The organism is Yersinia sp. 2553 StPb PI, from assembly GCF_052217105.1.
GTDB classification, from domain to species: domain Bacteria; phylum Pseudomonadota; class Gammaproteobacteria; order Enterobacterales; family Enterobacteriaceae; genus Yersinia; species Yersinia enterocolitica_E.
On the sequence record NZ_JAZGPX010000002.1, the window covers coordinates 2,943,994 to 2,956,814 of the forward strand.

Genomic DNA, 12,821 nt, shown 5'->3' on the forward strand with positions numbered 1-12,821 from the left:
ACTTCTCCCTACTTTGCGACCCCTGGCTCCTGCATGAACAGCGCCATAGATTCAAGATGCCCGGTGTGGGGAAACATATCCAACATTCGCACCTGAGCAAGACGGTAACCGGCGGCTAACAACACCTGACTATCCCGTGCCAGCGTAGTGGGATTACACGAAACATACACCACCCGCTTTGGCGCCAGTTTGACTATATGTGACATCACCCCGGCAGCACCTGCGCGAGCGGGGTCTAATAATACTTTATCGAATCCTTGTATCGCCCACGGCTGACGACTGATATCGGATTCCAGATTTTCATGAAAAAATGACACGTTGGCTAATGCATTGTTCTGCGCATTATACTGCCCATTCGCCACCAGCTCCGCAACTCCTTCCACCCCGACAACTTCACGCGCACGCTTTGCTAGCGGCAATGTAAAATTACCCATACCGCAGAAGAGATCCAGTACCCGCTCGTCAGGTTGTACATCAAGCCATGCCAGAGCCTGAGCCACCATTTGTTGGTTGACCGTATCATTGACCTGAATAAAATCCCGTGGATGAAATGCTAAGCGTAGACCGTCTATCTGGTAATAGGGGTCCTCACCAAAGAGTTTTTCCAGATTCTCGCTGTCGGCAGCCAGATAAACGGCAACCCCCTCCCGCAGAGCAAAATCTATAAGCGCTGCACGATCTACCTCATTAAGGGTATCAAGGTGGCGTAAAACCAGCAACGGCCCATTATCAGCCAGTACCAGTTCCACATGCCCTAACCGGCGCACAGCCTGTAAGGCAGATAAACATTGATAGAGCGGATGTAGCAGGCGCTCCAATTCAGGCCGCAGGACGGGACAATGTTTTATGCTAACCAAGTCGTGAGATTCAGTTTGATGGAAGCCCATTTGTAATCGCTGCTGTTTTGGCTGATAGAGCAACCCCAACCTCGCCCGCCGCCGATAACCATACTCTGGCCCACAGATAACCGAGTCTAATGCAGGGCAACCCCCCGTTGCCTGCACCAGCAGTCGCCTGAGCGAATCTACTTTGCTATCTTGTTGCAATTGGCTACAAGCGTGCTGCTGCTGACAGCCTCCACAAATTCCAAAGTGAGGGCAAGGAGGAACCACTCTTTCGCTACATTGGTTCAACAAACGTTTAAGTTTACCGCGACCATACTGGCGTTTTTGCTCGATCAGCTCAATTTCAGCTTGCTCTCCCGGTAGAACCCCGGGGATAAAAATAGCTTTGCCTTTATCGCGTGCAACCCCCTGACCAAAGGGATCAAGAGAATTTACTGTCACAGTTATCGTTTGTCGGGTCGTCACACGTCGGTTTGGAGAGTAGAATTGCGCCATATTGATTGATCAAGCACTGGTTTTGTAAGCTGCCGATTCTCCCACATTGGAATACCATGACCAAATACAGTCTTCGCGCGCGCATGATGATTTTAATCCTGGCCCCCACGCTGCTTCTTGGGCTGTTACTCAGTACTTCCTTTATGGTAAATCGTTATAATGAGCTTCAAAAACAAATAGTTAATGCAGGCACTAATATTATCGAACCGTTGGCGGTTGCCAGTGAATATGGCATGACCTTTCGTAACCGCGATACTGTCCGTCAGTTGATTAACCTGCTTCATCGCCGTCACTCGAATATTGTTCGGTCAATATCCGTTTTCGACGCAGATAACAATCTTTTTGTCACATCTAACTATAATTACAATTCCTCACAATTAAGGTTACCTAAAGGTGATTCTATCCCTGAGTCGCTGATGCTCTCTTATCGCGGCGACTCGCTGATTATGCGAATGCCTATTGTCTCGGAATCCAACTTATCCAGTGACAGAGTCTCGGATTCGGATATAACCCATCAGCCACTAGGCTATATCGCCATAGATTTGGATTTACAATCGGTGCGTTTGCAGCAATACAAAGAGATCTTTATTTCAACCCTGCTGTTGCTGTTTTGCATGTGTGTAGCGATTTTGTTTGCTTATCGTTTGATGCGCGATGTTACCGGCCCAATCCGTAACATGGTGAATGCTGTTGACCGTATTCGTCGAGGGCAATTGGATAGCCGGGTCGAAGGACATATGCTCGGCGAGCTGAATATTCTGAAAAATGGTATCAATTCGATGGCGATGTCGTTGGCGGCCTATCACGAAGAGATGCAGCAAAATATCGATCAAGCGACATCTGATTTACGCGAAACACTGGAACAGATGGAGATACAAAATGTTGAGCTGGGGCTGGCAAAAAAGCGGGCACAGGAAGCGGCACGCATTAAGTCGGAGTTTCTGGCTAACATGTCTCACGAGCTACGAACTCCGCTAAATGGTGTCATTGGTTTTACGCGCCAAACGTTGAAAACTTCGCTAACCCCCACACAAACTGACTATTTGCAGACTATCCAACGTTCAGCCAACAACCTGTTATGCATCATTAATGATGTTCTCGACTTCTCCAAACTGGAGGCCGAAAAACTCATTCTTGAACACATTCCCTTCCCACTACGTGGTGCACTGGATGAAGTCATTATCTTACTGGCACACACCGCACATGAGAAAGGGCTGGAGCTGACACTGCATGTTAATAATGATGTCCCCGAGCAGGTAGTCGGGGATGCGATGCGTTTGCAGCAAATTGTCACGAACTTGCTCGGTAATGCGATTAAATTCACCGAACAGGGCAATATCGATATTCTGGTTGCTGTGCAGGCGAAGACAGCACAACAAGTCACTCTGGTAGTAGAGATTCACGATACGGGCATTGGTATTTCTGAATCCCAACAGGCTCAGCTATTCCAGGCTTTTCGTCAGGCGGATGCCAGTATCTCGCGTCGACACGGAGGGACCGGCCTTGGATTGGTCATTACCGAAAGATTGGTCAAAGAGATGGGGGGCGATATTAGCTTTCACAGCCAAGTAGATCGCGGCTCAACCTTTAGGTTCCATCTCACACTGGATCTTAACGAAACCCTCTCTTATCGCCATCCTGATATGTCGTACTTAGAGGGGAAAACACTCGCCTATGTTGAGCGCAATACTTGTGCAGCAAGGGCCACGCTAGATATTCTGAGTGTCACGCCCTTGCAGGTCACTCATAGCCCGACGTTAGCGCAATTACCGCGCCAACATTATGATTTCCTGCTGGTGGGGGTACCCATTCCGTTCCGTAATAATATGGCGGTTCATCAAGATAAACTGGTAGCGGCGCTGAAAATTTCCGAGCGCGTAATTCTGGCTCTACCAAGCCAGTCACAGGTGGAGGCTGAGCAACTTAAACAGCTCGGTGCCAAAGCATGTCTGGTCAAACCTTTGTCATCGAATAGATTGATTCCATTGCTGTTATCTGAAGAACCTCACAGTGAATTACCCGTAGTGGAGCAAGCGGACAAGTTGGCTAAATTACCGTTTAAGGTAATGGCAGTTGACGACAATCCAGCTAACCTAAAACTCATTGGCACCCTGCTTGAAGAACAGGTCGAAGAGACCGTGTTGTGTGACAGTGGCGCAAAAGCCATTGCCTATGCCCGAGAAAACACGCTGGATATCATCTTAATGGATATTCAAATGCCTGAAATTGATGGTATCCGTGCCAGCGAAGTCATTCATCAGATGTCCCATCATCTGGATACCCCCATTATTGCAGTCACCGCCCACGCCGTAAGAGGCCAGCAAGAACAGTTGTTAAAACTGGGGATGGCTGACTATCTGGCAAAACCGATTGATGAAGCTCGATTAATTCAGGCACTTTCCCGCTTTCAGCATGATAGTTCAGCCCCCCTTCTGGTGCAGGCTGCTCACTTGCCGGTACTTCAATCTGAATGTGACGGGGCGATAGATTGGCCACTGGCAGTCAGGCAAGCAGCCAATAAAGAGGCTCTCGCCAGAGACCTGTTAACTATGTTATTAGAATTTATGCCGCAAGTGATAGGTCGCGTGCAGGCTATATTGGCAGGTAGTCATGACAACGATATTCTGAACCTAATTCATAAGTTCCATGGCAGTTGTGCATGTAGCGGTGTGCCGCGACTGAAGCAATTGTGCATGACAATTGAGCAGCAATTGCGCCAGCAAACAGATTTACAAGGCTTGCAACCTGAATGGCTTGAATTATTAGATGAGATAGAGAATGTTCGCTATGCTGCCAAAAGCTATTTAGGTACTGCTTAGCACACCCCCGCTTCAACATAAAAAAAGGGCACAGTCATAATGAACTGCGCCCTTTTGGCGTTATTAATGCCGATTACTGCATTAATAAATAGAGTGAAGTGTCACCACGCTGAATATTCAGCGCCAGCACTGATGGTTTGGTATCGAGAATCTTCCGCAGCTCACCCAGATTTTGAACTGACTGCTGGTTAATCCCCATGATGATATCGCCTTTTTTCAGGCCAATACGTGCAGCGGCAGTGCCGGCTTTCACGCTATCAACTTTCACACCTTTTTTACCATTAACATCAGAGTTGCTCAGCTCCGCACCTTCAATTCCAGTATAGAGATTACCGGAATCAACCTGAGTTTGGCTGCTCTGCTCTAAGGTCACTTCCACATTGACAGGTTTACCGTCACGTAGCAGACCTAAGGTCATTTTACTGCCCACTGGCAGAGTACCAATCTCAGCACGGAAACCTGCGAAGCTATTGATTGCTTTACCATTCATGCTGACAATCACGTCACCAGCTTTGATCCCGGCTTTGGCCGCCGCAGATTTTGGCAAGACCTGACTGATAAAGGCACCTTTCTGTGCATCAACATTCATGGCTTTGGCCAGCTCAGAGTTCAGTTCGGTGCCCATAATGCCCAATTCACCACGTTTCACCTGACCAAATTCAACCATTTGAGATGTCAGGTTTTTCACCATGTTACTTGGGATAGCGAAACCAATACCGATGTTACCGCCATCTGGTGCCAGGATCGCAGTGTTGATACCAATCAGCTCACCGTTCAGGTTGATCAATGCGCCACCGGAGTTACCACGGTTAATCGCGGCATCAGTCTGGATAAAGTTTTCGTAGTTTTCCACGTTCAGACCACTGCGCCCCAAAGCAGACACGATACCGGATGTTACGGTTTCACCCAGACCATATGGGTTACCGATAGCAACGGTATAATCACCCACACGCAATTGATCAGAATCTGCGATTTTAATTGCAGTCAGATTTTTAAAATCTTTTAACTGCAATAACGCGATATCAGTTCGCGGATCTTTACCGATCACTTTTGCTTCATAGCTACGGCCATCGCTCAGTTTAACGCTGATTTTAGTCGCATTATCTACCACGTGGTTATTGGTAACGACATAACCTTTGGCAGCGTCAATAATGACACCTGAACCGAGCGCTCGGAAATCCTGCTTGCTAGGTGATCCCCCTTTGCCACCCTGCCCGCCCTGACACATCGGGGAGCCTTGGAACGGTGAACCGTCTTGACAGAACGGCGAGTCATCACCAAAGAACTGCTGGAACTGTGGTGGCACGCCACCAGCACCGGAGTTGCTAACCTGGGTGCTACCCTCCACGTTGATGCTCACAACAGAAGGCATCACTTTCTCTAGCATTGGCGCCAGGCTAGGGAGCTGCTGGCTGCTAGAAGAGGCCGTCTCTGCCGAAATAGCAGAAGAAACCGGCCCCATGGCTAAACCGATGCTCAATGCCAGTGCACTTAACACTAAAGTTGTTTTTTTCATGTATTCTGGTTCTCGCTGTACAATTAATAAGGGGTCAATAAATGGTATATATACCCAAAGAAATTGAAGTTGCGGCTAACAACCTAGCAGCTTCAGAGACAAAGGGTATAACTGACTTATATCCAAAATAATTGACGTAGCAGTCAGTGAGCAATCGCGCGAATCCTAATGAGCGAACTAAAGCTCAACGATAGGGATGGGTCGAGTAACGAAAGCCACTCACTACGCGGCAACGCCAAGAGAAGGATATAGCCGTCTTGCATAGTAAGATTAAATATGGGGGATGAAGTTCATAGAACCAATAATCGGAATAGTAAAAAATATTGTCCGTCTTTACAAAACTACAGTTAATTAAACGGACAACTCACTTTGCTTGGATACTATTCCGCAGCCATCAATCGCCGATATTCATCATAAGCATAAAGATCCGTCATCCCACTGATATAATCCTGAATTAAACGAGCACGATAATAATATTCATAGATCTCATGTTGTTCTGACGATAAATTACGTAACCGCTCTGTCGATTCCGCATAAGCCAAGCGATGCTTAGTAGACAATTTATGGAACAACCGCGTCTCAATAGGATACTGGCGGTGGCTGTCTTCTGCCACTAACTGTGTAAAGGCCGTTTGCGGCATAGATAATAATGGGCTGTAAATATCAAGTAGCCCACTAATAACTCTATATCCTTGTAATTCAAGCTGTTCTACTTCAGGATGATTAAACACATGTTTTACTGCCACCTTTTTAAAAATTTGCAGTAATTTACACGCGGGGCTGGAGTCTTCTAATAATGCCTGATTGAACGAGCCAGAAAATACCGTGGGTAAATTTTCAATAAACCGTTGTGCTGCATGGGGAACTAACTTCCCGACAGTATTTACCCGTAAATACATAAAGAATTGATCTTCCGAACTGCGCCGGCCTTGCCCGCGACCTAATTGCCGGAATGCGCCACCAACAACTTTATCAAACAAGTCGCCATGGGTAACTTCGCCCCACTCTTGCATCATATGATCATAAAGTTGTTCAACGCTGAAAATACTTTTTTCTACTGCATCTTCTAAGTCAGCAATACAATAAGAAATATCATCCGCAGCTTCCATAATATATGTCAGAGGGAAACGATTGAACTCTCCCATATTGAGTTCACGACGTAAATCTTTAACATAGTCTTCTTCAGCCAGATAAAACCCTGGTTTCTTCATCAAATAGTGATGAGAAGCAGGAATATCGCCTGACCAATACGCCGGTTTGGTATATTTAAGAATGCATCCTACCTGAGCATAAGTCAGATTCAGTTTTAATAAACTGTAAACCAACCGAATGGCTTGTGCGTTACCTTCAAACTGGCTTAGGTCATGGCGGATTTTACTGCGCAGGATATTAAGTTCTGTTTCCCCTTCCCGCAGCCTTAATGCATTAACCTGACAATGATCCTTACCACGAGGTTCCGCACCACCGCCGTTAGGGTCCATCTGTTTTGTAAACCAGTTATTGATAGCTGATTCACCAAAATGGCCAAAGGGAGGATTACCGATGTCATGCATCAGGCAAGCCATTTCCACTATGCTTTCAAAGGGATCAAGCAGCTTATCCAGCCCATAAGCTGTGATTTTTTTATCCTGCTTAAACCGATTAAGGATCTCTTTGGCAATATAACGCCCCACTTGTTGCACTTCCAACGAGTGGGTTAAACGGCTACGAACAGCGGCATTACGTTCCAGTGGGAAGACCTGTGTTTTTTGCTGCAAACGCCGAATGGCGGCAGAATTCACAATCCGACCCCGATCACTTTCAAATACTCGGGTAATCTCATATTCATCTTCCGCCGAACTGGATTTACCAAACGGCCGCTGAAAACTGATTTTCTGCTTAAAGTCGATCCCGGACATGTTATCCCCCTGATCATTTAATATAAACAGTGATACCGACTCCCGCCAACAGATGCAATTGATTACGCATGAACTGCGGCACATTACGCATTATCTTTGCTGAGCTACCCGGATATCTCACTTAACTGATAAACTGTGCGTTGATAATTACAACCTAATCCACTCTTTAAAATCAGCGGGTATCCATATGAAAGTAGGCATTATTGGTGCGATGGAGCAAGAAGTTACGTTGCTGCGTGATAAAATTGAAAATCGCCAAACCTTGACACGAGCAGGTTGCGAAATTTACACCGGTAAACTCAATGGCGTTGATGTCGCATTACTAAAATCCGGCATTGGTAAAGTCTCTGCGGCCATGGGAACAACATTGCTGTTAGAGCATTGCCAGCCAGACGTGGTAATCAATACCGGCTCTGCGGGTGGTTTAGCCTCCAGTTTGAAAGTGGGTGATATCGTTGTTTCTAACGAAGTTCGCTATCACGATGCTGATGTGACCGCATTCGGCTATGAAGCAGGCCAAATGGCCGGTTGCCCTCCCGCTTTCATTGCTGATGCTGAGTTGATTGCACTGGCAGAAAGCTGCATTAATCAATTGAACTTACATGCAGTACGCGGCCTGATTTGCAGCGGCGATGCCTTTATTAATGGTTCAGCCCCCCTGGCCCGTATCCGCGCGGCCTTCCCGTCGGTGGCAGCAGTCGAGATGGAAGCCGCCGCTATCGGCCATGTTTGTCATCTGTTCAAGACACCTTTCGTTGTGGTTCGTGCGATTTCTGATGTGGCTGATCAGGAGTCTCATCTGAGCTTTGAAGAGTTCTTAGTGGTCGCCGCTCAGCAGTCGACGCTTATGATCGAAGCCATGTTAACCACACTGGCTAACCGCAATTAATGGTCCGTTCCCGTATTTTCTCCCTATCACGAGCAGCAATAACGTTGTTGCTCGGCCTGTTTTCGTTTGCCCTGTTTGCACCATACGCAGTGGCAGTAGAGCGGATTATCAGCTTATCCCCCAGCACCACTGAACTGGCTTATGCCGCGGGATTAGGCGATAAACTGGTTGCAGTAAGTGCTTACTCTGATTACCCGGAAGCGGCTAAAAAGCTTGAGCAAGTTGCATCCTGGCAAGGCGTGAATGTCGAACGTATTTTGGCATTAAAGCCAGACTTGATCCTCGCGTGGCGTGGCGGTAATCCACAACGCCCGCTTGATCAACTCGCCGCCTTTGGTATTCCAATCTTCTATTCTGATCCGGTAAATATTGATCAAATTGCTGGTGATCTGGATAAATTGGCGCAATACAGCCAGCATCCTGAACAGGCCCACCAAGCCGCAGCTCAACTCCGTCAGAAGGTTACTGAATTACGTCGCCACAATGCCCGTAACACGCCCTTGCGTACCTTTTTACAGTTTGGTACTCAGCCGCTGTTTACCAGCTCTGGGCATACGTTACAAAGTGAGGTTATTTCCCTGTGTGGTGGAGAAAATATTTTTGCTGGCAGTCGTGTTCCTTGGCCTCAAGTCAGTCGGGAACAAGTCATGACACGCCAACCACAGGTGATCGTAGTCAGCGGTGACCAGCCACAAGCTGATAATGTCAGAGCCTTCTGGCAACCTCAGCTTGCAATTCCTGTTATAACGCTGAATGAGGACTGGTTTAATCGTTCGGGTCCGCGTATCCTGCTGGCCGCTGAACAGTTGTGCCAACAAATGGCCAGCTTTCAATCCCCCGTGGCGGAGTCACATTAATGCTGGTTTATTGGCTGGATATTTTAGGTACTGCGGTATTTGCTATCTCTGGTGTATTGCTAGCGGGGAAGTTGCGTATGGACCCGTTTGGTGTGCTGGTTTTAGGGGTGGTGACGGCTGTCGGTGGGGGAACAATCCGCGATATGGCCTTGGCCAATGGCCCGGTTTTTTGGGTGAAAGATCCTACTGACTTAGTGGTTGCAATGGTGACCTGTCTGGCAACCATTTTGTTGGTGCGTCAACCTCGTCGAACACCTAAATGGATCCTGCCGGTGCTTGATGCTATTGGTCTGGCAGTATTCGTCGGTATCGGCGTCAATAAAGCCTTTGCGGCTGGTGCCAGCCCGTTAGTGGCTATCTGTATGGGTGTTATAACCGGAGTCGGCGGTGGGATTATCCGCGATGTATTAGCCCGCGAGATCCCAATGATCCTGCGCACTGAAATTTATGCTACCGCCTGCATTATTGGTGGTATCGTTCATGCTACCGCGTTCTATACTTTTGGTATGCCCTTACAACAAGCAATGATGCTGGGCATGGTGATTACGCTCGGTATCCGGCTTGCAGCTATCCGCTGGCGTTTAAAACTACCCACATTTGAAATAGAGCACTAATAGAGTGATTGGTCTAATTTGTATGATCTAAATCTTCAAGTTTTTAAATAATTAGCCGATATATCTATCCAAAATAATTGGCCCTGATAGCTAACAACGCTGCGGCGTCAATAAGCAGGATATCCCCATTTAGCTGGCTGAATGGGACACCGACAGATAAAAATGCAGTCATAAATCATGAAATATTTTTTGTTTACGTTTTGGCTGGCATTCATTGCCAGTCCGTCGCTGGCTAAGCGGCACAATAGAATTAAGCTTAACTATCGTGCCATCTTGTCAGGTGCAATCACCGAATCAAAATGAACACATAGCTAACGATGCAAAAGTAAATTATCCACAAATACACTGCCAACGAGGAGGTGGCTTGGTTAGCGAACCTAAAATCAGCCATTCTTTTATTGCGACAGATGGCTCATTACTCAGCCAAACCAGTAACAGCCAGATGACACAGTTGATCACTGTAGAATGGTAATATTCAGATGAAAAAAACCGCAACTATTAAAGTTGCGGTTTTTTATCGGAAATTGAGTGGACTAATTATACCCAAAGTCATTGGTGTTACAGCAGGGCAGTAAACGAACGACAAATCAGTCAGAAGCGATTTGAACAGCATTGATGCTAGCCCGTAGAGTGTGCCTTCAAAATGAGGCTCACTAATCCCGATGAGCTGCAATTCAGTGGTTCGGTTAAGTGAATACAGCTAACGTCGTTGTAGCATCAAGGACACAGGATAAATTAAATGCTGAAAGAAGAACCGCAACCACAGGTACTTTTCGCATTCGGGTTCGTCACAATAAAGCGTGAGCCTTCCAACCCTTCGGTATAATCCACCGCACCGCCGACCAGATATTGCAGGCTCATCGGATCAACAACCAATTCCACGCCTTGCTTTTCGATGGTCATATCCCCATCGTTGATTTGATCATCGAAAGTAAAACCATACTGGAACCCGCTGCATCCGCCACCGGTAATATAAACCCGCAGCTTCAGATTCGGATTTTCCTCATCAGAAATCAGCAGTTTAACTTTCTTAGCTGCTGCCTCAGTAAACTGTAGGGGCAGTACTGTTTCATCGCTCATACTCATCACTCCCAACCGGTGTTCGAGTTGCAGGTTACTACAATGGCAGCCTGATCTAATCATCAATTATCTAATACCTGAGTAATTCATTCAAGTATTGCTGGCTAATGTTATATATTATCTACCTGTTTGAGTATCATTTTCAACCACCGGTTGTTGTTGTTCACTCGCAGATGCAGCCTGCTCTTGTCTTTGTAATGTGCGGGCTAAAATAGCTGAATACAAGGGCTTACCCCCCATAAATTGTGCTATTAATGTGGCGCCCAAGCAGGTCACTATCATTGGTAAAATAAGCTGATAATTATCGGTCATCTCCAACACCAAAACTATCCCAGTCAGTGGTGCACGTACCGATGCAGCAAACAGCGCCCCCATCCCGGCAATAGCAAAAGTCCCGGCCTCAATGCCGTATTCGGGGAAAAAATACGCGCAGGACAAACCAAAAGCAGTACCCAAAATAGTTCCTAAAGCCAACATTGGGGCAAATATCCCGCCAGGTGCACCAGAACCAAAGCACAATAGTGTCGTAATAACTCGAGCAATAAAAATGAATAGCAACATGCCGATACTGAAGTTACCGGCTGTCGCAATAGGAATTAATGCAAAACCACCCCCCACAGCCTCGCCATGAAACAATGCCAATAAACCACACATTCCTCCCAGCAGGCCGCCAAGCAAAACTAACTTGCGCCAATCACCACCGTGGAAACGCATGAACATATCCTGCGTGCGGAATATTAACGCATTGAACATCACACCGATGGCACCGAAAATAATCCCCAGCACAAGGTAAAGCCATAATGTGTCCAGTGGCACTTCGCTCATTTTACCGACATCAATAACCGCATGTTCACCGTTAAAATAGCGGTAGACGATAGTAGATGTTATCACCCCGACAAATACGGCTTTGATTGACACCAGACTGTAGCGGAACTGAGAGCGCATCTCTTCAATAACGAACAAAATCCCCGCCAGCGGGGCATTGAAGGCCGCAGACAACCCGGCAGCTGCACCTGTTGCCAGCAATGAGTGACGTGCTTCAGGGCTGTGCAGACGAAAGATATCGACAATCATCCGCCCGCTATTACCCCCCATCTGTACCATCGGCCCTTCCCGGCCTAACACCATGCCCGCCCCTAATGTTCCAAGGCCGCCAATAAATTTAACCGGAATAACCCGCCACCAGCGCACTGGCCGCATCTCCTCCATTGCCCCTTCGATTTCAGGAATACCTGAACCACCAGCCTCAGGAGCAAAACGACGCACCAAAAAATAACCTACCATCGCCAGCAACGCCGACATAACGAAAGCCAACGGCCATACCAAAATTGCGTAATCCGCGACTTTGGCCAGCGTTGCCAACCTTTGTTGTTGGATCCAATCGACGCCGCGATCAAAAGCCACAGCCAGCAAACCGGTAACAACCCCGACCACACCAGCCATAATAAGAATAACCAACGGCGTTTTATCACGATTAACCAATGCTCGGATAAAACGACCCCGTTTGAGTTCAGTAACGCCTTCAGCAGGCATTGGTTGCGTTGAATCAGTCATGATTAGTCTATTTATCAATTGAATAATAAGTAATACAAATGAACAGTAGTCTGAGTTTAGACTACATCATCATGATGTGCCTGCTTAAACGTCGATGAAACACTCTGGCTTAGAATGTAAGTTTAGCGATGAAAGTTTCGAATATGCGGCACGTCGCGCAAGCTAGCAGTTAATTATGCCCAATCATTTGATAACCGCGGCCAGTTCTTTAGAATAGGCACCATTGTCTATGGTCATAGCTGATGTTAACAACA

General features: G+C 47.0%; 9 protein-coding genes. 4 read left to right on the forward strand and 5 right to left on the reverse strand.

Translation table 11 applies throughout. The features are described from left to right. Window positions 1-8: 8 nt before the first annotated feature. Window positions 9-1,340, reverse strand: coding sequence for a 23S rRNA (uracil(1939)-C(5))-methyltransferase RlmD (gene rlmD, locus V2A84_RS15055; protein ID WP_083160427.1), 1,332 nt, complete (start codon window positions 1,338-1,340; stop codon window positions 9-11). Between the two features lie 56 nt (window positions 1,341-1,396). Between rlmD and barA the strand changes: the two genes are divergently transcribed. Then, a complete protein-coding gene (gene barA, locus V2A84_RS15060) occupies window positions 1,397-4,159 on the forward strand; it encodes a two-component sensor histidine kinase BarA (protein ID WP_083160430.1) in 2,763 nt (920 codons plus the stop codon). A 73-nt stretch (window positions 4,160-4,232) separates the two neighbouring features. Here barA and degP read toward each other — a convergent pair whose 3' ends face one another. Both degP and dgt read right to left on the reverse strand, forming a co-directional pair. Continuing rightward, complete coding sequence (degP, locus tag V2A84_RS15065) at window positions 4,233-5,675, reverse strand: serine endoprotease DegP (protein ID WP_083160432.1); 1,443 nt, start codon at window positions 5,673-5,675, stop codon at window positions 4,233-4,235. 380 nt (window positions 5,676-6,055) lie between these two features. After that, entirely contained in the window at window positions 6,056-7,573 is a 1,518-nt protein-coding gene (gene dgt, locus V2A84_RS15070; RefSeq protein ID WP_083160434.1) for a dGTPase, read from the reverse strand. A 187-nt stretch (window positions 7,574-7,760) separates the two neighbouring features. Here dgt and mtnN point away from each other — a divergent pair, with 187 nt between their 5' ends. The 3 genes from mtnN to V2A84_RS15085 are packed head-to-tail and all read left to right on the forward strand — an operon-like array spanning window position 7,761 to window position 9,933. Then, entirely contained in the window at window positions 7,761-8,462 is a 702-nt protein-coding gene (gene mtnN, locus V2A84_RS15075) for a 5'-methylthioadenosine/S-adenosylhomocysteine nucleosidase (RefSeq protein WP_083160436.1), read from the forward strand. Continuing rightward, entirely contained in the window at window positions 8,462-9,319 is an 858-nt protein-coding gene (btuF, locus tag V2A84_RS15080) for a vitamin B12 ABC transporter substrate-binding protein BtuF (RefSeq protein WP_102970470.1), read from the forward strand. Before mtnN ends, btuF begins: the two co-directional genes overlap by 1 nt. Next, on the forward strand, window positions 9,319-9,933 hold the full coding sequence (locus V2A84_RS15085; RefSeq protein ID WP_019211026.1) for a TRIC cation channel family protein: 615 nt from the start codon (window positions 9,319-9,321) through the stop codon (window positions 9,931-9,933). The genes btuF and V2A84_RS15085 overlap by 1 nt, the downstream gene beginning before the upstream one ends. 735 nt (window positions 9,934-10,668) lie before the next feature. Here V2A84_RS15085 and erpA read toward each other — a convergent pair. Together erpA and clcA are read right to left on the reverse strand one after the other, a co-directional pair. Then, entirely contained in the window at window positions 10,669-11,013 is a 345-nt protein-coding gene (erpA, locus tag V2A84_RS15090) for an iron-sulfur cluster insertion protein ErpA (RefSeq protein WP_004706254.1), read from the reverse strand. Between the two features lie 117 nt (window positions 11,014-11,130). Then, window positions 11,131-12,567, reverse strand: a complete 1,437-nt coding sequence (clcA, locus tag V2A84_RS15095; RefSeq protein WP_083160438.1) for a H(+)/Cl(-) exchange transporter ClcA — start codon at window positions 12,565-12,567, stop codon at window positions 11,131-11,133. Window positions 12,568-12,821 lie beyond the last annotated feature (254 nt).